The organism is Pseudomonas sp. CFSAN084952 (genome assembly GCF_009648855.1).
Classification (GTDB): Bacteria; Pseudomonadota; Gammaproteobacteria; order Pseudomonadales; family Pseudomonadaceae; genus Aquipseudomonas; species Aquipseudomonas paracarnis.
In genome coordinates, this window is record NZ_CP045767.1 from 4,353,118 (window position 1) to 4,376,789 (window position 23,672).

27 protein-coding genes and 1 tRNA gene are annotated in these 23,672 nt (G+C 57.9%); 12 read left to right on the forward strand and 16 right to left on the reverse strand.

The features are described from left to right. Window positions 1-26 precede the first annotated feature (26 nt). The 3 genes from iscR to trmJ form a co-directional block, all read right to left on the reverse strand. A complete protein-coding gene (gene iscR / locus GH769_RS19750) occupies window positions 27-518 on the reverse strand; it encodes a Fe-S cluster assembly transcriptional regulator IscR (protein ID WP_003194020.1) in 492 nt (163 codons plus the stop codon). A 287-nt stretch (window positions 519-805) separates the two neighbouring features. Then, window positions 806-1,591 carry a serine O-acetyltransferase gene (gene cysE / locus GH769_RS19755; RefSeq protein WP_014719823.1) on the reverse strand — a complete coding sequence of 262 codons (786 nt, stop codon included), beginning with the start codon at window positions 1,589-1,591 and terminating at the stop codon, window positions 806-808. Window positions 1,592-1,593: 2 nt separating this feature from the next. Next, the gene (trmJ, locus tag GH769_RS19760; protein ID WP_014719824.1) at window positions 1,594-2,364 is read right to left on the reverse strand and encodes a tRNA (cytosine(32)/uridine(32)-2'-O)-methyltransferase TrmJ; all 771 of its coding nucleotides are present in this window, start codon (window positions 2,362-2,364) and stop codon (window positions 1,594-1,596) included. Window positions 2,365-2,509: 145 nt separating this feature from the next. Between trmJ and suhB the strand changes: the two genes are divergently transcribed. Beyond that, entirely contained in the window at window positions 2,510-3,325 is an 816-nt protein-coding gene (gene suhB, locus GH769_RS19765; RefSeq protein WP_005791195.1) for an inositol-phosphate phosphatase, read from the forward strand. A 205-nt stretch (window positions 3,326-3,530) separates the two neighbouring features. On the opposite strand, the gene GH769_RS19770 is transcribed toward suhB, so the two are convergent. The 6 genes from GH769_RS19770 to queA form a co-directional block, all read right to left on the reverse strand. Further along, complete coding sequence (locus GH769_RS19770; RefSeq protein WP_003194023.1) at window positions 3,531-4,073, reverse strand: glycine zipper 2TM domain-containing protein; 543 nt, start codon at window positions 4,071-4,073, stop codon at window positions 3,531-3,533. 123 nt (window positions 4,074-4,196) lie between these two features. After that, on the reverse strand, window positions 4,197-5,111 hold the full coding sequence (gene secF, locus GH769_RS19775; protein WP_014719825.1) for a protein translocase subunit SecF: 915 nt from the start codon (window positions 5,109-5,111) through the stop codon (window positions 4,197-4,199). A gap of 9 nt (window positions 5,112-5,120) precedes the next feature. Next, window positions 5,121-6,989, reverse strand: a complete 1,869-nt coding sequence (gene secD, locus GH769_RS19780) for a protein translocase subunit SecD (RefSeq protein ID WP_032903671.1) — start codon at window positions 6,987-6,989, stop codon at window positions 5,121-5,123. Between the two features lie 62 nt (window positions 6,990-7,051). Further along, entirely contained in the window at window positions 7,052-7,390 is a 339-nt protein-coding gene (gene yajC / locus GH769_RS19785; RefSeq protein ID WP_003175975.1) for a preprotein translocase subunit YajC, read from the reverse strand. Window positions 7,391-7,433: 43 nt separating this feature from the next. Further along, the gene (tgt, locus tag GH769_RS19790) at window positions 7,434-8,549 is read right to left on the reverse strand and encodes a tRNA guanosine(34) transglycosylase Tgt (protein WP_161937012.1); all 1,116 of its coding nucleotides are present in this window, start codon (window positions 8,547-8,549) and stop codon (window positions 7,434-7,436) included. Between the two features lie 5 nt (window positions 8,550-8,554). Next, entirely contained in the window at window positions 8,555-9,604 is a 1,050-nt protein-coding gene (queA, locus tag GH769_RS19795) for a tRNA preQ1(34) S-adenosylmethionine ribosyltransferase-isomerase QueA (RefSeq protein WP_003194027.1), read from the reverse strand. 108 nt (window positions 9,605-9,712) lie between these two features. On the opposite strand from queA, the gene GH769_RS19800 reads away from it, so the two are divergent. Both GH769_RS19800 and GH769_RS19805 read left to right on the forward strand, forming a co-directional pair. Continuing rightward, window positions 9,713-9,797: transfer RNA gene (locus tag GH769_RS19800), tRNA-Leu, on the forward strand. An 83-nt stretch (window positions 9,798-9,880) separates the two neighbouring features. Next, entirely contained in the window at window positions 9,881-10,210 is a 330-nt protein-coding gene (locus GH769_RS19805) for a hypothetical protein (RefSeq protein ID WP_020302001.1), read from the forward strand. Here GH769_RS19805 and GH769_RS19810 read toward each other — a convergent pair. After that, entirely contained in the window at window positions 10,181-10,819 is a 639-nt protein-coding gene (locus tag GH769_RS19810; RefSeq protein WP_020302002.1) for a LysE/ArgO family amino acid transporter, read from the reverse strand. The two genes, GH769_RS19805 and GH769_RS19810, sit on opposite strands and share 30 nt — an antisense overlap. 26 nt (window positions 10,820-10,845) lie before the next feature. Further along, window positions 10,846-11,652, reverse strand: coding sequence for a 2OG-Fe(II) oxygenase family protein (locus GH769_RS19815; RefSeq protein ID WP_032903670.1), 807 nt, complete (start codon window positions 11,650-11,652; stop codon window positions 10,846-10,848). A 225-nt stretch (window positions 11,653-11,877) separates the two neighbouring features. On the opposite strand from GH769_RS19815, the gene GH769_RS19820 reads away from it, so the two are divergent. After that, window positions 11,878-12,570: an NBR1-Ig-like domain-containing protein gene (locus GH769_RS19820; RefSeq protein ID WP_020302004.1), complete on the forward strand. Its 693-nt coding sequence runs from the start codon at window positions 11,878-11,880 to the stop codon at window positions 12,568-12,570. A gap of 8 nt (window positions 12,571-12,578) precedes the next feature. Here the strand turns inward: GH769_RS19820 and GH769_RS19825 are convergent, their stop codons facing one another. Beyond that, complete coding sequence (locus GH769_RS19825) at window positions 12,579-13,214, reverse strand: LysE family translocator (protein WP_032903668.1); 636 nt, start codon at window positions 13,212-13,214, stop codon at window positions 12,579-12,581. A 156-nt stretch (window positions 13,215-13,370) separates the two neighbouring features. On the opposite strand from GH769_RS19825, the gene GH769_RS19830 reads away from it, so the two are divergent. After that, window positions 13,371-13,742 (forward strand): PH domain-containing protein, encoded by a 372-nt coding sequence (locus tag GH769_RS19830; protein WP_014719840.1) that lies wholly within the window; start codon window positions 13,371-13,373, stop codon window positions 13,740-13,742. Window positions 13,743-13,822: 80 nt separating this feature from the next. On the opposite strand, the gene GH769_RS19835 is transcribed toward GH769_RS19830, so the two are convergent. Further along, window positions 13,823-14,398: a PIN domain-containing protein gene (locus GH769_RS19835; protein ID WP_032903667.1), complete on the reverse strand. Its 576-nt coding sequence runs from the start codon at window positions 14,396-14,398 to the stop codon at window positions 13,823-13,825. After that, window positions 14,395-14,865 (reverse strand): helix-turn-helix domain-containing protein, encoded by a 471-nt coding sequence (locus GH769_RS19840; protein ID WP_014719842.1) that lies wholly within the window; start codon window positions 14,863-14,865, stop codon window positions 14,395-14,397. The genes GH769_RS19835 and GH769_RS19840 overlap by 4 nt, the downstream gene beginning before the upstream one ends. Before the next feature lie 194 nt (window positions 14,866-15,059). On the opposite strand from GH769_RS19840, the gene GH769_RS19845 reads away from it, so the two are divergent. Genes GH769_RS19845 through GH769_RS19855 form a run of 3 tightly spaced genes read left to right on the forward strand, consistent with a single transcriptional unit; the run spans window position 15,060 to window position 16,822 of the window. After that, on the forward strand, window positions 15,060-16,214 hold the full coding sequence (locus tag GH769_RS19845; protein WP_032903666.1) for an S-type pyocin domain-containing protein: 1,155 nt from the start codon (window positions 15,060-15,062) through the stop codon (window positions 16,212-16,214). Window positions 16,215-16,221: 7 nt separating this feature from the next. After that, window positions 16,222-16,479: a colicin E3-like toxin immunity protein gene (locus GH769_RS19850; RefSeq protein WP_032903665.1), complete on the forward strand. Its 258-nt coding sequence runs from the start codon at window positions 16,222-16,224 to the stop codon at window positions 16,477-16,479. Between the two features lie 58 nt (window positions 16,480-16,537). Further along, a complete protein-coding gene (locus GH769_RS19855; protein ID WP_014719845.1) occupies window positions 16,538-16,822 on the forward strand; it encodes a barstar family protein in 285 nt (94 codons plus the stop codon). A gap of 20 nt (window positions 16,823-16,842) precedes the next feature. On the opposite strand, the gene GH769_RS19860 is transcribed toward GH769_RS19855, so the two are convergent. Together GH769_RS19860 and GH769_RS19865 are read right to left on the reverse strand one after the other, a co-directional pair. After that, entirely contained in the window at window positions 16,843-17,217 is a 375-nt protein-coding gene (locus tag GH769_RS19860; protein WP_019817492.1) for a cytochrome c family protein, read from the reverse strand. A 30-nt stretch (window positions 17,218-17,247) separates the two neighbouring features. Next, on the reverse strand, window positions 17,248-17,679 hold the full coding sequence (locus GH769_RS19865) for a VOC family protein (protein WP_032903664.1): 432 nt from the start codon (window positions 17,677-17,679) through the stop codon (window positions 17,248-17,250). A gap of 164 nt (window positions 17,680-17,843) precedes the next feature. Between GH769_RS19865 and GH769_RS19870 the strand changes: the two genes are divergently transcribed. From GH769_RS19870 to GH769_RS19885, 4 genes are all read left to right on the forward strand, one after another. Continuing rightward, window positions 17,844-18,206, forward strand: coding sequence for a response regulator (locus GH769_RS19870; protein ID WP_003194033.1), 363 nt, complete (start codon window positions 17,844-17,846; stop codon window positions 18,204-18,206). A gap of 212 nt (window positions 18,207-18,418) precedes the next feature. After that, window positions 18,419-19,033 carry a biliverdin-producing heme oxygenase gene (locus GH769_RS19875; protein WP_032903663.1) on the forward strand — a complete coding sequence of 205 codons (615 nt, stop codon included), beginning with the start codon at window positions 18,419-18,421 and terminating at the stop codon, window positions 19,031-19,033. Further along, window positions 19,030-21,258 (forward strand): ATP-binding protein, encoded by a 2,229-nt coding sequence (locus GH769_RS19880; RefSeq protein ID WP_032903662.1) that lies wholly within the window; start codon window positions 19,030-19,032, stop codon window positions 21,256-21,258. The genes GH769_RS19875 and GH769_RS19880 overlap by 4 nt, the downstream gene beginning before the upstream one ends. A 441-nt stretch (window positions 21,259-21,699) precedes the next feature. Beyond that, the gene (locus tag GH769_RS19885; RefSeq protein ID WP_032903661.1) at window positions 21,700-23,601 is read left to right on the forward strand and encodes an alkaline phosphatase D family protein; all 1,902 of its coding nucleotides are present in this window, start codon (window positions 21,700-21,702) and stop codon (window positions 23,599-23,601) included. Window positions 23,602-23,672: the final 71 nt, after the last annotated feature.

Here is a 23,672-nt window from a genome sequence, read left to right on the forward strand (position 1 = left end):
CTGGCGTGCCGTTAGCTCTTCGGCTGTCACTCGACGGCGGACGCTTCAATCTTGTCCAGACGCGGCGCCTTGGTGTTGCAACGGCGCTGGTCCTGACGCTGGGCTACTTCTTGCACCTCACGGCGAGTCACAAGATCAGCCAAGCTGATACCACTCAAAAACTCATGGATCTGCAGGCTCAAGTCACACCACAAGTGGTGCGTCAGGCAGGTGTCACCGGCATGGCAGTCACCCAAACCCTGGCATTTGGTGGCATCGACGGATTCGTTGACCGCGTCGATCACCTGGGCCACCTGAATGCCCTGCATGTCGCGGGACAACTGATAGCCACCACCCGGACCGCGAACGCTGGAAACCAGATTGCTACGGCGCAATTTGGCGAACAACTGCTCGAGATAGGACAGGGAAATGCCTTGGCGCTCGGAGATATCGGCCAGGGACACCGGCCCAGTTTGCGCGTGCAAGGCCAAGTCGAGCATGGCGGTCACCGCGTATCGGCCTTTTGTAGTCAGTCTCATGGACAAGTACCAAGGTGTTTCAGAATGGGAGCAAGTATGCGATTCCCGAGTATTTAAGTCAACTATAAGACCTAGTACTTTAGTCAGGAATACCCGTAAAAAGGGCGCGCGAATCATAGCAGGATGGGGTGGGATCGAACAGCGCAACCAGGCCTGCTGCAAGACCACCGAGCCAATGGAGATCAAATGTGGGAGCTGGCTTGCCTGCGATTGCGGTGGGCCAGCAACCTATAAGCAAGCTGATAGACAGCTATCGCAGGCAAGCCAGCTCCCACAAGAGTCCGCATTCAGCCCGCCTTGGTGGTAGCGGCCTCGTCCTTGATCTCAGCAAAATCCTCTTCACGCAGTTCAGGCAGGTCTTTGGCGCAGTACGGGCTGCCCAGCTCCTTCAGCGCCCCGCACATGCCCTCCAGCTTGCCATCCACCGCCTGCAGATGATCAAGCAATTGACCAATAGCACGAGCCACTGGATCGGGCATGTCTTCACTAACGCCATAGGCATCGAAACCAATCTTTTCGGCCATCGCCTTGCGCTTGGCCTCTTGCTCATCACCGTCTTGCGGCTTGACGATGATGCGGCCTGGAATACCCACAACCGTGGCACCCGGCGGCACAGCCTTGGTCACTACCGCGTTGGAGCCAACCTTCGCGCCCGCACCCACGGTAAACGGCCCGAGCACCTTGGCGCCCGCCCCTACTACCACCCCATCGCCCAGCGTTGGGTGGCGCTTACCCTTATTCCAGGTGGTGCCGCCCAGGGTCACGCCTTGATAGAGGGTGACGTCATCGCCGATCTCGGCTGTCTCGCCAATCACGATGCCCATGCCGTGATCGATAAAGAACCGACGGCCCACCTTGGCACCCGGGTGGATCTCGATACCGGTCAACCAACGTCCAAAGTTCGATACCAGCCGCGCCAGCCACTTCCAGCCCATGCCCCACAGGGCGCCGGACAGGCGGTGGATCCAGATCGCGTGCATGCCCGGGTAGCAGGTCAGCACTTCAAAGGCGTTGCGCGCCGCCGGGTCACGGTGGAAAACACTTTGGATATCTTCTCGCAAACGCTCGAACATTTTTAATCCTTCCGCTTAAGAAGCTCACCACGGGCCGCTTTCTGGGTTTCCGTGAGGATGCCACGCAATATGTTCATTTCAGCCCGGCTCACCGAGCTGCGGCCGTACAAACGACGCAGGCGCGCCATCAAGTGCCGTGGCTTTTCAGGGTCGAGGAATTCGATGGCGACCAGGGTTTGCTCCAGGTGCTCATAGAACCGTTCCAGCTCGTCCATGGTGGCCAACTCACCACTTTTGGTCGATGCAACCTCTTCCTTTTCCACCTTGCTCGGCTGGCCGGCAGCGGCCAGCCAGGCCATGCGCACTTCGTAAGTCAGCACCTGCACCGCAGCCCCGAGGTTCAGCGAGCTGAACTCAGGGTCTGATGGGATATGCACGTGGTAATGACATCGCTGCAGCTCTTCGTTGGTCAGGCCGGAGTCCTCACGGCCGAATACCAAGGCGATCTCAGCGCCGCCAGCAGCCTCCTCCACCACTTTAGTGCCGCATTCGCGCGGATCCAGCAGCGGCCAAGGGATACGACGGTCACGGGCGCTGGTGCCGAGCACCAGATTGCAGCCGACCAAGGCGTCCTCCAAGGTGGCGACCACCTGGGCATTTTCAAGCAAGTCATTGGCGCCGGACGCACGGGCATCCGCCTCGTGGTGCGGGAATACCCGCGGTTCGACCAGCACCAGGCGCGTCAGCCCCATGTTTTTCATGGCTCGCGCCACCCCGCCGATGTTGCCGGGATGACTGGTATTGACCAAGACGACACGAATGTTTTGCAGCAAGGGAGGCGCTCGCGGACACAGGAAAGGGGAGCAAATCTTACAGAACCGCCTAAGGTTATGCCATGAAAGCGAACGTCGTCCTTCACCTGAGGAAAGTTTCTGCTAGAATGCTCGGCTTTCTTTAACAACCTTAGGTGACCTATCCATGCAGCCCATGCTGAATATCGCGCTGCGCGCCGCCCGCAGCGCCAGTGAATTGATCTTCCGCTCCATCGAGCGCCTGGATACCATCAAGGTCGACGAAAAAGACGCCAAGGATTATGTATCCGAGGTGGATCGCGCCGCCGAACAGAAAATCATCGACGCTCTGCGCAAGGCCTACCCTACCCACGGTATCCTCGGTGAAGAAACCGGCCTGCACAAAGGCAGCGGTGAAGGCGAAGACTACCTGTGGATCATCGACCCACTGGATGGCACCACCAACTTCCTGCGCGGCATCCCGCACTTTGCCGTGAGCATCGCTTGCAAATACCGTGGCCGCCTGGAACACGCCGTCGTGCTGGACCCGGTTCGCCAGGAAGAATTCACCGCCAGCCGTGGTCGTGGCGCCCAACTGAACGGTCGTCGCCTGCGTGTCAGCGGCCGCACCAGCCTGGAAGGCGCTCTGCTGGGTACCGGCTTCCCATTCCGTGACGACCAGATGGACAATCTGGAAAACTACCTGGGTATGTTCCGCGCCCTGGTTGGCCAGACCGCCGGCATCCGCCGCGCCGGTGCAGCCAGCCTGGACCTGGCGTATGTAGCCGCCGGTCGCTTTGATGCGTTCTGGGAGTCGGGCCTGTCCGAATGGGACATGGCAGCAGGCGCCCTGCTGATTCAGGAAGCGGGCGGCCTGGTGAGCGACTTCACCGGTGGTCATGACTTCCTGGAGAAAGGCCACGTCGTGGCTGGCAACACCAAATGCTTCAAGGCAGTACTGACGGCGATCCAGCCGCACCTGCCGGCTTCGCTGAAGCGCTAAGCGAGCGAGCACAAAAAAAGCACCCCTCGGGGTGCTTTTTTTATGCCTGGGATTTAGCAAAAAACCAATTCCAACTGACTCAATACAAGCCAATGTGGGAGCTGGCTTGCCTGCGATAACAGCCTGCCAGCCAACTCACGGGTTACTGACCCACCGCCATCGCAGGCAAGCCAGCTCCCACACTTGAACCTTGCAAGGCTTGGGATTACTGCTGGTTCTGACCTAGGATCAGACGACCTTCCTTATCCACCGGGATCTGGCTGCCAGGGTCGCGCTCCATACGCACGGTACCTTCCTTGCCGTCCAGGTTGTAACGCACGTCATAACCGACCACCTTGTCACTGATGTCGTTAACGGTGTTACAGCGAGTTTGCGTAGTGGTGTAGGTATCGCGGTTCTGCATACCTTCCTGAACCTTGTTACCGGCGTAGCCACCACCGACCGCACCGGCCACGGTGGCCAGCTTCTTACCGTTACCGCCACCAATCTGGTTGCCCAGCAGGCCACCCGCAAGGGCGCCCACCACGGTACCGGCGATTTGATGTTGGTCCTGCACCGGACGCTGTCGGGTCACGGTGACGTCCTTGCAGACCTCACGCGGGGTTTTGATCTGGGTTTTCACCGGCTGTACCGCCAGTACTTGCGCATACTCAGGGCCGCTTTTTACCAGGCTGTAGGTGGCAACAGCGCCTCCGGCAGTCACACCGACAGCACCCAATACCGCACCAACCAGCAACGACTTGTTCACATGAACCTCCTGACCATCACAAGCGGACCGAAAGATCCGCGCTATACCCAGCCTTGGAGCAAAAAAAAAGGCGCGAGTTCAATACTCGCGCCTTTCTTGTAACAGCGGATCAACAAACGCCCATCAAGGACGGTCGTCGACCTCCTTGTCGGTAGCGGCAGGAGGGATCAAGTCTTCGCTGTTGAGGTTCAGCCAGATCAGCACCACGTTGGCGATGTAGATCGACGAGTAGGTACCCGCCAGAACGCCGATAAACAGCGCCAGGGAGAAGCCCCACAGGTTATCGCCACCGAAGATCATCAGCGCAGCAATCGCCAGCAAGGTGGAGATCGACGTCGCCATGGTCCGCAGCAGGGTCTGCGTGGTGGAGATATTGATGTTCTCGATCAACGTCGCCTTGCGCAGCACCCGGAAGTTCTCACGAACCCGGTCGAAGACCACGATGGTGTCGTTGAGCGAATAACCAATGATCGCCAGCACAGCTGCCAATACGGTCAGATCGAAGGTGATCTGGAAGTAGGCCAGGATACCCACGGTCACGATCACGTCGTGGATCAGCGACACAATGGCGCCGACACCGAACTTCCACTGAAAGCGGAATGCCAGGTAGATCATGATGCCGACCAGCGCCATCAGCATGCCGAGGCCGCCCTGATCGCGCAGTTCTTCACCCACTTGCGGGCCGACGAACTCGACGCGCTTGACCGACGCCGGGTTATCGCCGCCGACCTTCTGCAAGGCCTCGGCTACCTGATGACCCAGTTGCGGGTCTTCACCAGGCATGCGTACCAGCAGGTCGGTGGTGGCACCAAAGCTCTGCACCACGGCTTCGTGATAGCCGGCCTTGACCAGCTCGCTGCGCACCAGGGTAACGTCGGCCGGCTTCTCATAGGTCAGCTCGATGAGCGTACCGCCGGTGAAGTCCAGGCCGTAGTTCAGGCCCTTATGGAACCAGCTGAACAACGCCAGAACGGTAAGGAGCACGGTGACGCCGAACGCAATATTGCGAACGCCCATGAAGTTGATTGTACGTAACATGGCAGCCCCTTAAATCCACAACTTCTTGAAGTCACGCCCGCCAAAGATCAGGTTGACCATTGCGCGGGTCACCATGATGGCCGTGAACATCGAGGTAAAGATCCCGAGGGACATGGTCACCGCAAAACCTTTCACCGGGCCTGTGCCCATGGCGAAGAGAATCCCGCCGACCAACAGTGTGGTCAGGTTGGAGTCGAGGATCGCGGTAAATGCCCGGCCGAAGCCTTCGTTGATTGCACGCTGCACGGTCATACCGGCGGTGATCTCCTCACGAATCCGCGAGAAGATCAGCACGTTGGCGTCCACCGCCATACCCATGGTGAGTACGATACCGGCGATACCTGGCAGGGTCAGTGTGGCGCCCAGCAACGACATCAACGCCAGCAGCATCACCATGTTGCCCGCCAGGGCGACAGTGGCGATCACACCAAAGAAGCGGTAGATGGCGATGATGAACAGCGACACGAACAACATACCCCACAGCGCCGCATCGACACCTTTGGTGATGTTGTCGGCACCCAGGCTCGGGCCGATGGTACGCTCTTCAGCGAAGTACATCGGTGCAGCCAGGCCACCGGCACGCAGCAGCAACGCCAGCTCGGAAGACTCGCCCTGGCCGTTCAGGCCAGTGATACGGAACTGAGCACCCAGCGGCGACTGGATGGTCGCCAGGCTGATGATCTTCTTCTCTTCCTTGAAGGTCTGCACCGGCACGTCTTTCTCGACGCCATTGACCATTTGCTTGGTGTAGGTGGTCACCGGGCGCTGCTCGATGAAGATCACCGCCATGCTGCGACCAACGTTGCTGCGCGTGGCGCGGCTCATCAGTTCGCCGCCATGGCCATCCAGACGGATGTTCACTTCAGGCGTGCCGTGCTCGCCGAAACCGGCCTTGGCGTCGGTCACCTGGTCACCGGTGATGATCAAACCACGCTCGATCAGCGCTGGAGGGCGGTTGCCTTCGCGGAATTCGAATTCTTCGGAAGTGGCACGCGTAGCGCCTGGGTCTGCCGCGAGACGGAACTCCAGGTTGGCGGTCTTGCCGAGGATACGCTTGGCTTCAGCGGTGTCCTGTACGCCTGGCAGCTCAACCACGATGCGGTTGGCGCCCTGGCGCTGCACGATCGGCTCTGCCACACCCAGCTCGTTGACGCGGTTACGGACCGTGGTCAGGTTCTGCTTGATGGAGTATTCGCGGATTTCAGCGATCTTGGCCGGGCTCATCGCCAGACGCAGTACCGCTTGGCCGTTCAGGTCGGCAGGCACGATGTCGAAGTCATTGAAGTTCTTGCGGATCAGCGCACGGGCCTGTTCGCGGGATGCTTCGTCAGCAAAGCCCAACTGGATGGCGCCATTGAGCTGCGGCAGGCTGCGATAACGCAGCTTCTCTTTGCGCAGGAGGCTCTTCACGTCGCCTTCGTAGACCTTCAGACGTGCGTCCAGGGCCTTGTCCATGTCGACTTCCAGCAGGAAGTGCACACCGCCGGACAAGTCCAGACCCAGCTTCATCGGGTGCGCGCCAATGCTGCGCAGCCATTGTGGCGTGGTCTGGGCCAGGTTGAGCGCGACAACGTAGTCGTCACCCATGGCCTTGCGTACGACATCTTTGGCCGGCAATTGGTCTTCTTGCTTGGTCAGGCGCAACAAGCCGCCTTTGGATCCAGCCGCCAAGGTTGCCGCTTTAACCTGGATACCCGCGTCGGTGAGCGCTTTGCTCGCACGGTCCAGGTCAGCCTGATTGACCTGCAGCGAAGTGCTGGCGCCAGAGATCTGGATCGCCGGGTCATCAGGATAGAGATTGGGAGCGGAATAAATAAAACCGATCGCCAGCACCGCCAGGATCAGTACGTATTTCCACAGAGGGTATTTGTTCAGCATCACGCCGCCCGCTTATAACGCGGGGCGCCTTGCGCGCCCCGTCGATTGGTAAAGGTTGTTACTCAGATCGCTTTGAGCGTGCCTTTAGGCAGCGTGGCGGCGATGGCGCCCTTCTGGAACTTCATTTCCACGGTGTCGGAGACTTCCAGTACCACGAAAGCATCGGAGACCTTGGTGATCTTGCCGGCGATACCGCCAGTGGTCACGACTTCGTCGCCTTTTTGCAGGCTGCCCAGCAGGTTTTTCTGCTCTTTGGCGCGCTTGGCCTGTGGACGCCAGATCATCAGGTAGAAGATGACCAGGAAGCCGACCAGGAAAATCCACTCGAAACCACCGCCCATAGGGCCGGCAGCAGCAGGCGCAGCGGCGTCAGCCATGGCGTTAGAGATAAAAAAGCTCATTTAGCACTCCAGTTGCAAATAGTGAATCTTAGGGTCGGAAAACTCAGTCCAAGGGCGGCACAGGGAGGCCACGCTTGGCATAGAAGGCATCGACGAAGGCGGCCAATGTACCCTGTTGAATAGCCTCGCGCAAACCAGCCATCAGGACTTGGTAATGACGCAAATTGTGGATGGTATTCAACATGCTACCCAGCATTTCCCCGCACTTGTCCAGATGGTGCAGATAAGCACGGGAGAAGTTCTGGCAGGTGTAGCAGTCACAGGTAGGATCCAGCGGCGAATCATCATGGCGATGGAACGCGTTACGGATCTTCAGCACGCCTGTATCGATGAACAGATGCCCATTGCGGGCATTACGGGTTGGCATCACGCAATCGAACATGTCCACACCGCGGCGCACACCCTCTACGAGATCTTCCGGTTTGCCAACGCCCATAAGGTAACGAGGTTTGTCTGCGGGCATCAGGCCCGGCAGGTAATCCAGCACCTTGATCATTTCATGCTTGGGCTCGCCCACCGACAAACCGCCTATGGCCAGGCCGTCGAAGCCGATCTTGTCGAGGCCCTCCAGCGAGCGTTTGCGCAGGTTTTCATGCATGCCGCCCTGGACAATACCGAACAACGCCGCGGTGTTATCGCCATGGGCATTCTTCGAACGCTGGGCCCAACGCAGCGACAACTCCATGGAGATACGCGCCACGTCTTCATCGGCCGGGTACGGCGTGCACTCGTCGAAAATCATCACGATGTCCGAACCCAGATCGCGCTGTACCTGCATCGACTCTTCCGGGCCCATGAACACCTTGGCGCCGTCGACCGGCGAGGCAAAGGTCACGCCCTCTTCCTTGATCTTGCGCATGGCGCCCAAGCTGAACACCTGGAAACCACCGGAGTCGGTAAGGATCGGGCCTTGCCACTTCATGAAGTCATGCAGGTCGCCGTGCTTCTTGATCACTTCCGTGCCCGGGCGCAGCCACAGGTGGAAGGTATTGCCGAGGATAATCTCGGCACCGGTGGCGACGATGTCGCGGGGCAACATGCCTTTGACGGTGCCGTAGGTGCCGACCGGCATGAAGGCCGGGGTCTCCACAGTGCCACGCGGGAAGGTCAGGCGACCACGACGGGCTTTGCCGTCCGTAGCGAGCAATTCAAACGACATACGACTCATAAGTTGTCCTCAGGGCCGCGCGGCGCCGGGTTACGGGTGATAAACATCGCATCACCGTAGCTGAAAAAACGGTACTCGTTAGCGATGGCGGCCTGGTAGGCAGCCATGGTTTCCGGGTAACCGGCAAATGCCGACACCAGCATCAACAGCGTGGATTCGGGCAAATGGAAGTTGGTGACCAGGCAATCGACCACATGAAAGGGTCGCCCTGGAAAAATGAAAATATCGGTGTCGCCACTGAACGGCTTGAGCACGCCATCACGCGCTGCACTCTCCAGCGAACGCACACTGGTGGTGCCCACGGCAACCACTCGACCGCCACGCGCCTTGCACGCCGCCACCGCATCCACCACGTCCTGGCTGACCTCCAGCCATTCGCTGTGCATATGGTGGTCTTCGATGTTATCCACACGCACCGGCTGAAACGTACCGGCCCCCACGTGCAGGGTTACATAGGCGGTGTCGACGCCCTTGGCGGCAATCGCATCCAGCAGTGGCTGGTCGAAATGCAGCCCGGCAGTCGGTGCGGCGACGGCGCCGAGGCGCTGTGAGTACACGGTCTGATAGCGCTCGCGGTCCGCGTCTTCGTCGGGGCGGTCTATATAAGGAGGCAACGGCATATGGCCGACGCGCTCCAACAGCGGCAACACTTCTTCGGCAAACTTGAGCTCGAACAAGGCATCGTGGCGCGCCACCATCTCGGCTTCGCCACCGCCCTCGATCAAGATGCTCGACCCCGGTTTGGGCGACTTGCTGGAGCGCACATGGGCCAGCACGCGATGGCTGTCCAGCACCCGCTCCACCAGAATTTCCAGCTTGCCGCCGGACGCTTTCTGGCCAAACAGCCGCGCCGGAATCACCCGGGTATTGTTGAAAACCATCAAATCGCCTGGGCGCAAATGCTCAAGCAAATCAGTGAATTGACGGTGTGCGAGGGCACCGCTGGGCCCGTCCAGGGTCAGCAGTCGACTGGCGCGACGCTCGGCCAAAGGGTGGCGAGCGATCAGCGAATCAGGGAGCTCAAAAGTAAAGTCAGCAACGCGCATGATGGGGTTCGTCTAGCAGGGCCGGGAAGTCTAGCGGAAATAGTGAAAATAGACCATGAAACGTGATTGACCAACGGTAATCTCATCTCTATACTTCGCCGCCATTGAGCCCTGATGGCGGAATTGGTAGACGCGGCGGATTCAAAATCCGTTTTCGAAAGGAGTGGGAGTTCGAGTCTCCCTCGGGGCACCATCTTAAAGAAAGACCTTGAAATTCAAGGTCTTTTTTTTCGCCTGCAAAAAAGTGCCAGGCGTGGCAGTGGAGGGAGCGGGACCATGGAGTTGACGCTTGAAGCGGTTGCGTTGTTTGCATTGAAGCTGGTGCATGAGACTGACCACGGCAGCCCATTGCTGCGCGATGATCCCGTGATGGAGGGCTATGATCGCGAGGTGTTTGGGTTGTTGGTGCGCCAGGGAAACCTGGCCGAGATCCAGTTGAAGCTCGATGAGTGCATCACCCAGGCGTTGATTGCATTGGGTGGAGCGGACAGCGTTCTCGGGCGTGAATTGCAAAGGCTATCCACCGATGTGCAAAACATCGCTCGTCTTGATGAGTTGACCTGCCCGCTGACCGTACTAAAGAGCTATCTGAAAGATGTGCAATGAATCGGTAATCAGGGTAACGGCCAGGTAAACCATCAACACCGCCACCCCTGCATCCAGCCAGCGCCAGACCGCAGGCTTGCGAAACAATACCGTCAATCGCTGACAGCACAGCGCCAACACCACGAACCACACGAGTGATGCCGTCATGGCGCCTGTCGCGAACAGCGCCTGTTGACCCGCAGGTTTCGTGGCACCGATGGAACCAATCAACACCACGGTATCGAGCCAGGCGTAAGGGTTGGCAAAGCCGAGTATGACCGCCGAGCGCAACAGCCCTCTTTGCGAGTTGCCGCCTTGAGCGTCCGGCATGGACTGATCCCGGATGCAGGCCAACAGACGTTGGCCACCAAACCAAAGCAGATACGCAGCGCCGGACAACAGCAATAGTGCCATCACCTCAGGCCGGCTTCCCAACAACGAACCTAAACCCGTGACCCCGAAAGCGATCAGGAAAATATCGGCCATTACGCAAATAGCGACAACGCCCCAGATCGGCCCGCGACCGACACCTTGGCGGATCACCAAGGTGTCTTTCGGGCCAGGGGCGGCGAACAGTCCGATACCCAAGAGCAAACCTTCGATGTAAAGGGCATTGAAGTGAGGAAACATGGACTGTTCGAGCCCTCCAGGACTATTTAGCGCAGTTGAATCGGTTGATTACCGAAACCGGTATGACGAGCATTCACAGTACTGCCCAGGTCAATGGATTTCTGGCGGTAAAAGGTCGTCAGCAACTGATCCGGATTGGGATTTGCAAAGTAGATCAATGAGCTTCTGGCGACCGGTTTGCTGGGCGCAAGTACAGCATGGTAGGCGGCAGGCACGGCATGATCGGAGAGCTCTGTCAGCAAGGAACCCGCCAGCACCGCGACCTCGTTCTCCAGAAGGCGTACCGGCTCCAACGATCGTCCTTTCATCAAAACCAGCCCTTCGCGGGTAGGCTTGATAAACGAAAGCATATGCCCGTCTTCATGAGGATCCTGGGCATATTGACGAGAATGGTCTTTCGCCTGTGGACCATAGACACATAACTGGATGTACGATGCCGCGCGAAAGGGGGCCAAGGGGGCAACGCCAAATTCCTCGCAAATGCCATCCATAACTCCCTGGGCCAACTCGCTCATCTGTCGTTCAAAACTGCCGACTGCGACAACGAAAGTACTTCGGGTGAATTCGAAAGCGGTTCTTTTTGAAGCGTGCGCGGGCCAGTAACAAAACCGCTCGCACAGGTCCGGGTGATCCTCGGCAAGGGAGTACTCGGCGCCAAAAGGGAAAAAACCATCCGTGTCCTGGGCAAAGGAAAACTCATCCTTGATGGCCTGGGGAATGGCCGAATAGCCATCAATGATCTTTTTGTAGTCCTGCAACATCGCATCAGGAATTTGCAGGATGCCAAAGCCTGATCGGGCAATGGATTCACAGCACGCTTTCATTGGACTCATAGCTATATCCACAGATAGATGTAAAGGAATGCAACACACACAAGGTTCGCAAGCATGTGAGAAACCGCGACACTGGATATGCCAACCAAACCGGGACCTATCCATGTCTTTCACAACGTCGCCAGCAAGACCAAAGTCTGAATCGCTATGTAACCGTGACGGCGGGCAGGTTGTCCTTTTTGGCTTACAAGATGACGACTTCCACTGGAAACGGGTTTGCAAAATATGAGCATCAAAACTGGCGATACTCTTCGAGCGCTTGTTGTACGACGCAGCCGAGAACTGGGAAAACCCCTGACTAACCTGGCTAAGGAGGCTGGCATCTCCAGAACCTACCTTTATGCATTGGCGGACGGTGCTTCAAAAGATCCGTCCGTACGTACCCTGATCAAATTAGCCAAAGCGCTACGTGTCTCCCCGCTGCTGCTGTTTCGCTACTTTGCCGACCTGACCGGTGCTCCAACTGATGCTTACTCAATGGCTATCACCAACCGGGCCATTGGCTTGCACGACCCATCTGACATTGCCGTATTCAATGCAGACGTGACCACGCCTGACCAGACCGTAGTGCTGCCCGGTGAAACCTTTCAGAAAACCTGGGAGATCCAGAACCTCGGGATTCGCCCCTGGCGCGGGCGGCGATTGGTGAGAGTGGACGGTGAGTACGTGATCGCCCGTCGAACCGCTTCGGGGGAGCCATTGGAAGTGGTGATGGATAGCCATCTGCGAAGCCTGAATAACGATATTCCGATAGCAGATACTTTGCCCGGCCAGCCAGTGCATATCACCGTGGAGTTCGGAGCCCCGAGGGAGACCAGTACCGTCACCTCAATCTGGCGTATCGAAGATGAACATGGGCAGCCTTGCTACGGGCCAGCATTCATCCTGCATGTGATTGTCAACGTCATGGCGCGCTGAAAGCAGCCTTACTTGCGCCCCTCTACCGCCATCCGCACCGCCAAACCCATCAACACCGACCCCATCAGCCAGCGCTGCAGCACCTGCCAACCTGGCCGTGTGACGAAAAACACCGCAATAGAGCCCGCCATGCAGGCAATCACCGCGTTGACGCTCACGCTGATAACAATCTGCAGGGAGCCCAGCGCCAGGGATTGCACCAGCACACTGCCATGACCGTTCGGATCGATGAACTGGGGCAGCAACGACAAATACATCACCGCCACTTTGGGATTGAGCAAGTTGGTGACCAAGCCCATGGTCACCAACTTGCGCGGGCTGTCCTTGGGCAAGTCGCGCACCTGGAATGGCGAGCGCCCACCCGGCTTGACCGCCTGCCATGCCAGATACACCAGATACAACGCCCCGCCGAGCCGCAGCGCGTCGTAGGCAAACGGCACAGCCATCACCAACGCCGTGATACCCAGCGCCGCGCACACCATGTACACCACAAACCCCAGCGCCACCCCGCCCAGGGAAATCAACCCGGCCGTGCGCCCCTGGCAGATGGAGCGGGAAATCAGGTAGATCATGTTCGGCCCGGGAGTCAGTACCATGCCGAGTGAAATCAGGCCGTAGGCGAGCAAGCTGGACATATCAGGCATGGATTGGCTCCTGGTTTTTTAGGCTGCCAGCGTGAAATCCTTCGCCGACGCGGTCGTGTTGAGCGTCATGCTAGGGGCTTGCAGGCCAGGGCGTTAGATACAGATCCGCAGGCAAAACGTCATACACCGACGGCACCACTTACCCAGGACAGGCACATGATCGACTTCAACAACAAAGGTTTCTTCAAGCTCAAGCAAAACAACGAATACGCCGAACGCGTAGCGGCCCTGCTGCTGGACGGCGAAGAAGTGGTCGACGCCTACAAGGCCATGCGCGACGGCGTCGTGTTCACCACCAAACGCATCATCGCGGTGAACGTGCAGGGAATTACCGGCAGCAAGAAGGATTTCACCTCATTGCCATACAAGAACATCGTGGCGTACTCGGTGGAAACGTCCGGGACGTTTGACTTGGATTCGGAGTTGGAGATTTATTTTTCGTCGTTGGGGAAGGTGAAATTCGAGTTCACTGGCAAGACCTCGATCGTGGAAATCTCCCGGCTGATTTCCAAGCATCTGCTGAGTTGATCCGCAGGCACCCAAAAGACCTTGGTGTTTCAAGGTCTTTTTTATTGCGGCTCAGCTGACGTACACCGGGCTCATCCTGCTCACAGCATCATTTCATAGGGTCCCATTGCCTTGCTAGTCTGCACCAAGCCCTGCCGCATCAACATCTCAAGATAACTTCCCGCCTCCATCGCGGGCTTCTTCAACGCCCTCCTCTGCTTCTGCGCCGCTCCCAACACTGCCGCCTGATCCAAATCCCAGAGATCCGAAATAAAGTCATCCGGATGCATCGGTTCAATGTCATAGGCAGCCAATATATGAGGTGGAAAGTCTTTCAAATTGAAGGTCACGATGACCTCAGCTTTACTCCGAATTGCCGCCGCCAACACATGCCGGTCATCCGGGTCTGGTAAATCCAAACTCGAACACAGATCCTCATATCCCGTCACCAACGCGTCAGGTATAGCAATGTCCATTAGCGCCGACATGCAGTCCACCTGAGCCGCCGTAAGATCGGGTCGGTTCTTAAGTACGTTGCGCTTCCACTCATCCTGAATCTGGCCAGTCCATCGCGCTCGATACAAACCAGACAAACCAAGCCACATGAGTAAGTCCCTAAGTGCCGCAGGATAGAGAACACAAGCATCGTACACCGCAGTAAAGGGCGAACACCTCATCCGTCATACCCCATTCCCAACTCTTGGGCCTGTTGAACCAGCGCTTCCATTGCCTCTTGGCTTTGCTCGTCACGCCGTTGCTTGAACGCCATCAAATCCGAAAAACGGACTCGCCGATGTCGGCCCGTTTTTGTAAAGGGGATGGCGCCTTCCTCCAGCATCTTGACCAAATGCGGGCGTGACACATTAAGCAGGTCGGCAGCCTCCTGCGAGGTCAACTCGGCATGAACCGGCACTACCTTGACGGCATTGCCCAGCGCCAATTCGCCCAGAATATCGACCAGCAGACGCAGTGCGGAGGTTGGTAGGACAAGCCTGTGTGGCTTGTCTTCTTTGTCGAAGATATCGATGCGCTGGGTTTCAAATTTGGTCGACAATAGGGACGCTAATTCACGCTGACCTTGCACTGCCGCCTCGACTTCTTTTTCCAGCGGAAGGATCGTTTTGGGAAGATTGTTGATGGTCATGATGCAACTCCGGCCTTACGCAATTCAGTTGAGGTCAACGCTAAACAAAACAAACGAAAATCGCAATATTCGAAACAATGCTGGCGACTCACGTACCAGTCAACTTTTCCCACATCAACTGACAAATTGAGCTGATATCGGTTTCTGACTCCCCCTCATAGGCTCACTCCCTCGCACAAGGAAGTGAATCGGTCATGTCAGAACGCTTTTATCCACCCACCGAACAAGCGTTACTCAAGCGACGAATCCTCACCCGGCAACCGTCGCGTGTGCCGTATTCGCCTACTATCGATTTTTTCGAGCCGTCCCCTGCCCAGCCACCTACACCAGCCCAACCTCCAAGCTGCGTTTTCATAAAACCATGCCAACTGCCTGACGGTATCGCTCATTACTCGAGCCCCACCGGTTTTGTCCCACTGGAACTGATCAAGGAGTACGGCCATGTAAGTCTGTTGGGCGGGCGCGAAGTGGACGCCCGGGGCGCGGTTGCCTTGCGCAAGATCAGTGGCAGCGCACTGCCAACCGGCTTAGGGCAGTTGGCATTGCGTTCAGCGTTTTTGGAGTCGGCGGCGACAGTCAGCGCATCCGTCGCTGGTAGCCTGTTGACAGGATTGGTAGCGCTGGCTTGGCCGTCGGATCTAAATGATAGCGCGCTCTACAACGAGGAACAGTTGCGTTCGCTGCAACGAGCGCGTTCGCAAATGCGGCTGCATATCGAGCAACGCGACGACGGCACGCTTAAGGGGTATGGGTTTTACACAGGTAACAATGCCGATTGGCAGATGATTGACGTGGTGCAGTTTCAAAACCGCAGCGGCCAGTTAATAGCAGATTTGAATAATGGCGTAGAGCTGATCTGGACGCCCTCCGTTGATCCAAATGACACCTTAGGTGTTCCGGCATTGGAGGCTGCGCCGCAAGCACCCGTGATCTGGATCTACCCACCGACTGAGACGGCGGCGCAGATTCTGGTTAACCCTATTTACCCACCGGCCTATCGGGATTTTATTCTGGTGTTTCCGGCGGGGTCGGGGGTTCGGCCGCTGTATGTGGTGGTAGGTGCCAAGTCTGGGGATCACAAGTACCACAAAGCGCCCGACACTGAACAAATAACTGGCTTTGAAAAACTGATAAAAGCAAAACCCAAGACTCCCAGACAAGGAGGCGCCGGGCTGAGAGAACGCTGGATTGAGGAAAAAGGTCGGAAGATCTATGAATGGGACTCTCAGCACGGAGAGCTGGAGGTTTATCTAGCGAGTGATGGGAGCCATATAGGTGCGTTCAACCACATAAGCGGCGAGCAGCTAAAAGGGCCAATCAGAAAACGAAACATCAAAAAATATCTGTGAGGGCTACATGGGACTAAAAATAAGGTTGGAATGGTTCGACAGAACCACAGAGAGGCTAAACGGAACGGAGAGTTCAGCGGACTGCGGAGATGACTACTCGGTGATTTCCACGCTCGGGTTGTTGAGCGCAGTGGACGTCAATAACGGCATGTTTGAATTGCGCAGGGAATGGCTATCAGTGATACAGCCACACTTTTTTCATGAAATTGCTCTTTCAGAAAGTGACTACTTCATCGCATTTGATTACGAAATTGCAAACGAGTAATGCAGACTCAAAGAATTCAGCCTGAGCTGTAGTAGATGAAAAAGCAAATGGTGCACAAGTGACCCGATCATCCATCATCAAAATAGACCTGACCCGCATTCAGAACCCCAAAGAGCTTCACGCCACGCTGGGCACTTCACTCAACTTCCCCACTTGGTATGGCCAGAACTGGGATGCTTTTTGGGACGCCATCACCGGCTTGGTAGAAATGCCCGAGACGCTTGAGTTTTCTGGTTGGGATATTTTTTCAGAGTGCCTACCTCACGATGCCAAGATGCTGCGGCAGTGCTTGGCTGAGCTCGCGACCCATTACCCGGACCTTGCGTCGCGGGTTCGCTACTGATGCCCGTCAGCCTGGGCGCCTCACTTGGGCTGGAATGTCGCTAAGTACGCCAGGATATTTTCAATCTTCTCTTGGTCACTGATCCCCCAGAAGATCATCCGCGTGCCACTGACCACCGACTTCGGATCTTCAATGTAGGCCGCCAGTTTTTCCCGTGTCCACACCACGCCTGAGTTCTTCATCGCATCCGAATACTGATAGTCCGTGGTAGTACCGGCAGGCCGGCCAATGATGCCGTTCAGTTCCGGGCCAAAACCACCCCGCGCGCCTTCACCAATGCTGTGGCAGCCACCGCAGGTCTTGGTGAAGAGTTTGCCGCCCGCGTCGGCGTCGCCCGCAGCGAACGCGGGTGCGGCGATAACGGTCAGGACGAGGGTCAATAACACATACTTCATTCACGTATCCCTATCGGCTGTTGCCGTGGATTATGCCTGTTCGACCGGCCTTTCTCCCAGCCGCTGCACCAGACGCACCAGATAACCGTCCGGGTCTTGCACGATGAACTGGCGTTGCCCGGCCTCCACGTCATCGGCTCGGTACCAGGCATCTTCAACATCGCGGAACAATGGCCAGCCAATGTGCGCCAACCGTTGCAGGATAGGCGCCACGGCGGGCACATCGATTTGCAGGTTGATGCCGCGCCCGAACGGTGGCTGCAACGGTGCGGTCAGCCACTGGCCGGCGTCGGGGTCGTATTTTTCGAGCATGATTTGCGCGCCGTTAAGGTCAAGGTAGGCAAAGCCTTCTTCAGCGCGCTGGTAGGCGATGGTGAAGCCTAACTGTTCTATCCAGAACGCCAGGCTGACACTGAGGCGAGTGACGATCAGTTCCGGCACGAGCGGGTTACGGTTAAACATGGCATTCCTTGGGACGGCGGGGTGGCGTTCACCTTAACGGATTGTCGTGCCCATGGCTCACAAGCAGTCAAACGACCACCCATCGATTAAAAAACATCCAATCGAACCTATCCGGCCACCTTCCACTCCACCTTACTGAACCCCCTGATGGTGGAGTAAGGATCATGGCTCAGCCATCGATTTTGGTATTGGAAGACGACGAGATCATTCGGGCGTTGATGGTAGATGTGCTGGAAGACTTTGGTGCGGTGGTGACATCGTTTGCATCGGCAGACGAAGGGATGATTTACCTGGAGCGCGGCGATGACCCGGTGGATTTGATTGTCAGTGATATTCAAATGCCCGGCTTGCTCAATGGTTATGACTTGAGCCGTGTGGTCGCCCACCGCTGGCCTGAAGTACAAGTAGTGCTGACCTCAGGTAATACGAAAATCGCCGCCGAGTTGGGCAGTTCCGTGCGGTTTCTGCCCAAGCCCTGGAGTACCGACCACTTGCTTGAGTGCGTGCAGACAGCATTGACGCACTAGGGCCTGCCCCTGCGTTGATAGCAGCGCGATATCATTTCAACCGAACTTGAGGGCCAGTTCTGCGGTCATGTAAGGTGCAGGGAGCGACTTTTCTGATCCGCTGGTCAGCCTTTTCGCTTCTGCGTTCAACTGACGACAATGAGTTGTGTAGAATCGTCGCCCATTTTCACGCGTCATTCATGGCCGACAGGCCCACAGTTCGAGCTCATTGAATGCATTCACAGGCCCATGACGTTAGTGCGCCCTCCTTGTTGGAAACGTTGCGCACGGGCACGGGCCTGCTGCATGTGGCGTTGGAACAGCGCCTGCCGTTTTTTTCCGAGCGCCTGGATGCCCAGTGGTATCGGCGCCTGCTGCAAGCGTACTACGGCTTTTATCAGCCGATGGAAGCGGCGCTGTATGACAGCGGTTTGATTCCCGATGGATATGAGCCTGTGTTGCGTGTGAAAACGCCAACACTGGTCCATGACCTGCACGCACTCGGCCTGACTGACCACGCCATCCATGCCCTGCCTCGCTGTACCCAACTCCCCGTATTAAACACGCCGGCTGCGTGTCTCGGCGCCCTGTATGTGCTGGAAGGCGCCACCCTGGGTGGCCAAGTGCTGCGCCGGGAAATGGCCCTGCGCCTGGATGTGAACGCCGACAACGGCGGTGCCTTTCTCAATGTATACGGCGCCGAGACCGGACGGCGCTGGAAAGATTTCCTCGATTATCTGAGCCGCCAGCCACTGGATACAGGTGCCGCCGCGCGCGCGGTGATGGCGGCCCGTTCGACATTCAGCGGCTTTGAGCGATGGCTCGACAGCCAGGAGGTATTGCTATGAAACCCGAAGATTTTGAAGAGCTGCTTGCCAACTGCGCCGACGAACCCATTCGTTTTCCGGGGGCCATCCAGCCCCACGGCGTGCTGCTGACTTTGTCGGAACCTGGCCTGAACATTATTCAGGTAAGTGCCAACGTTGGTACGTTGTTCGGCCACGCCCCCGAGGCGCTGTTGGATCAACCGTTGCACAGATTGATTGGCGAGGAGTACGCCCAGGCCGTGCAAACCATGGCCGAGGACAGCGCATTCCTGGACTCGCCGCCCCTGCTGATCACCTTCAAGGGTGAGCAGTTCGAAGGCCTGTTGCATCGCCACCAGGGCGTGTTAGTGCTGGAATTCGAACCACGGCTCAAGGATTTCAAACCCCGAGCGCACAATGGCCGCACCAGCGATCTGGGCAAGATGCTGCACCGCCTGCAATCGGCAAAGACCTTGGAGGCGCTCTACGCCATCACCGTCAACGAAATCCAGGCCATGACCGGTTATGACCGGGTGCTCATCTATCGCTTCGAAGAGGAAGGCCATGGCCAGGTGATCGCGGAGGCCTCGGCGCCGTCAATGGAATTGTTCAACGGGCTGTTCTTCCCCGCGTCCGACATCCCCGAGCAGGCTCGGGAGCTGTATCGCACCAACTGGCTACGGATCATCCCGAATGCGTCCTACGAACCGGTACCGCTGGTGCCCAAATTGCGCCCGGACACCGGGCAGCCCCTGGACCTGAGCTTCGCCACCCTGCGCAGCGTGTCGCCGATTCACTGCCAGTACATGCAGAACATGGGCGTGTTGTCGTCCATGAGTATTTCGTTGATGAAGGGCGACAAACTCTGGGGCCTGATCAGCTGCGGCAACCGTGAGCCGCTGCTGGTACCTAATGACCTGCGCATGGCCTGCCAGACCATCGGCCAGGTGCTGTCATTGCAGATCAGTGCCATGGAGGCCCTGGAGCTGACCCGCCAGCGCGACGAGAAAGTCCAAGCGCTGGCGCTGCTGGACCTGGCGATGAAAGCCTCTGCCAATAACGTCTTCGACGGCCTGGCCCAACAAGGCCGAATGCTGATGGACCTGACCCTCTCCGGCGGCGTGGCGATCATCGAAGATAAACAACTGCACCGCTACGGTAATTGCCCGGAACCGGCGCAGATACGCGCGCTGCACAAGTGGTTGCAGGCCAACGGTGAACCGGTATTTTCCAGCCATAACCTGGCCTCGGTTTACCCGCCTGCCGCTGAGTTCCAGAGCGTGGCCAGCGGCGTGCTCGCCATGAGCTTGCCCAAGCCTGTGGATAACGGTGTGTTGTGGTTTCGCCCGGAAGTCAAAGAGAACATCCACTGGAGTGGCGACCCGCAGAAGCCGCTGAATCTGGAAACCTGCGACGCGGGCATGCGCCTTCGCCCACGCACCTCGTTTGAAATCTGGAAGGTGGAGATGGCCGGCATCTCCACCAAATGGAGCCATGGCGACCTGTTTGCCGCCAACGATTTGCGCCGCTCGGCCCTGGAGAACGACCTGTCCCGCCAAGTGCTGCGCGAGCAACAAGCGGTGCGTGCGCGGGACGAGCTGGTCGCGGTGGTTTCCCACGACCTGCGCAACCCCATGACCGTCATCTCCATGCTCTGCGGCATGATGCAAAAAGCCTTCAGCTCCGATGGTCCACACACCTCACGCCGTATCTCTTCCGCGATCGACACCATGCAACAGGCCGCCGGGCGCATGAATGTGTTGCTGGAAGATTTGCTCGACACCTCGAAGATCGAGGCCGGGCGCTATGTGGTCAAGCCGGTGGCGCTGGACGTCAGCCAGATCTTTGAAGAAGCGTATTCGTTGCTGGCCCCCCTGGCCTCGGAAAAAGGCATCGACCTGTCGTTCAATGTCGAGCCCGGCCTGCAGATCAAGGCCGACCCGGAGCGCTTGTTCCAGGTGCTGTCGAACCTGATCGGCAATGCGATCAAGTTCACCCCACGCCAAGGCAACATCGGCATCAGCGCCATGAGCAACGGTGAGGAGATTGTATTTTCGGTGCGAGACTCCGGTGAAGGCATTGCACCGGACGATTTGCCCCATGTGTTCGATCGCTATTGGACCCAGACTGAAAACAACCCCACCGGCAGCGGGTTGGGGCTGTATATCACCCAGGGGATTGTCCAGGCTCATGGTGGGCGCATCGAGGCCGAAAGTGAGTTGGGGTGCGGTAGTGAGTTCAGGTTTACGGTGCCAAAGCCTGCCTGAAACGCGCCCATTTTCTAAACCCAACATGCGGATACCTTTGGCCGGGAACGAACAACCCGGCCAATGCCACTGAAACGGTGCGCACTCAAAGGGAGTATTGGTGCGACAACAGTCCTCCAATTGAGTAAGGGGTTTACCGATGATCATTGGCAATTCGTTTGACAGCTTGAGCTATAACATCCAGCAAGGCATGAAAGATAACCAGCCTTCAGCCAATCCCGCCCCTACCTCTTCGCCGATTGGCAGCCCCCCACAGGGGCAGGACACGCGACCAAAACCCAAAGATTCGGGTATGACCTCTCTCGGAGGAGGCAAACTGCTTTAAACCGTTAGGAGTCACCGGCAACGAGTGCAACGCAACGCGCTGCACTTGCGTTAACAAAACACTGACATCCTCTGCGTTATCCTTTCCAGTCCCACTTGGTATGAGCTGCATTCTTCATGGGTCAACCTGAAATCCTGCCTGCCGTGATCGCCGGCCCCTTGCTAAGACGCCTGGAACCACAGCGCCTGGTTATCTGGTTGGTGGGCAGTCGTGCCCTGCCCCTGTGCTTGCGGCTGCAATTACCCTCGGGCGAGGCGCTGGATATCCCGCTCGATGCAACGCACTGCCAAGTCGTGCCCGTCGGCCGCCATGCCGTTATCCACCTGATCGACATAGCCCTGAGCCACGCCCTGCCACAGGATGAAATCATCGGTTACGACCTGTTGATCGACGGCCTCGGCATTGCACAATGGGCACCGCACTTGCTGTATGGCGACGCGACTACGCCAAGCTTCGTGCTGCATAGCCGCATCCATCACTTGGTGCATGGCTCGTGCCGCAAACCCCACCATCGTGCCGACGAAGGCTTGCTGTGTGTCGACCGTCTGTTGGCGGACGCCCGCACACCGCTCGAACGCCCAGCCTTGCTGATGATGAATGGCGACCAGATCTACGCCGACGACGTCGCAGGGCCCATGCTGCGAGCCATTCACGGGCTGATTGCGCGCCTGGGCCTGTTCGATGAGTTTCTAGAGGGTGCGGTGGTGAGCGACAGCGCCAGCCTTTATGGGCATCGCGCCAGCTATTACCACCGGGCCGACCTGCTCCCTGCGCTGGACAGTAACGAGACCTTGCGCGAACGCTTTTTCGGCGGTGTGAAGAAACCCATCTTCACCAGCAGCACCGCCGACAATCACCTGGTGACCTTTGCCGAAGTGATCGCCATGTACCTGCTGGCCTGGTCGCCGGTACCCTGGACGCTGATCGCACCAGAACCGCCGCCGCTGAGTGCGCAAGAACAACAACGCTATGCGCGCGAACAGGTTCATATCGATCAGTTCCGCGACGGCCTGCCTGGGGTAGCGCGGGTGTTCGCGCACCTGTCGACGCTGATGATGTTCGACGATCACGACATCACTGACGATTGGAACCTCAGCGCCCAGTGGGAAGAAACCGCCTACGGCCACCCCTTCTCCAAGCGCATCATCGGCAATGCCTTGCTGGCGTATCTGTTATGCCAGGGCTGGGGCAACCAGCCCCAGGTGTTTGGCGAACTGCTGGACCAGACCCAGGCACTGACCGGCCGGGTACAGGCCAATCATCTCGAGGCGACGGCGCAAGACGCGTTGCTGGAGGCCTTGCTGAAATTCCAGCAGTGGCACTACGTATTGCCCACCACCCCGGCGCTGGTGGTACTCGACACCCGCACCCGACGCTGGCGCAGCGAGTTCACCCTCAAGCAACCTTCCGGCCTGCTGGACTGGGAAGCCTTGAGCGAACTGCAACAAGCGCTGCTGGACCATCCATCCGCCATCATCGTCTCGCCCGCGCCGGTCTTTGGCGTCAAGCTGATAGAGACGGTGCAAAAGGTCTTCAGCTGGTGCGGTTTTCCCCTGCTGGTGGACGCCGAGAACTGGATGGCCCACCGCGGCGCCGCCCAAGTGATTTTGAATATCTTCCGCCACTCACGCACGCCAGGTAACTACGTGATCCTTTCCGGTGACGTGCATTACTCGTTTGTCTACCAAGTGCTGATCCGCCACCGCAACGGCGGCCCCAAGATCTGGCAAATCACCAGCAGTGGCATCAAGAACGAGTTCCCGCCGCGCCTGCTGGAATGGTTCGATCGCCTCAACCGCTGGCTCTACTCCCCGCGCTCGCCCCTCAACTGGTTTACCCGCCGCCGCACCATGCAGGTGATGCCTTATATCCCAGAGCATGCCGAAGCGGGTGAGCGGTTGTGGAACTCGGCGGGCATTGGCCAGGTGTTTTTCAATGAGCAGGGCCAACCGCAGGCCATTTACCAGCACAACGCGGATGGAAGGCCTCGGACACAGATGATGGCGCCAGAAAAATAGCGTTTCGCCACTCGTCATAAGCAGCACACCTGCCCTATTCAAAGCGCGCAAGCGCCGATGTACAGTAGCGC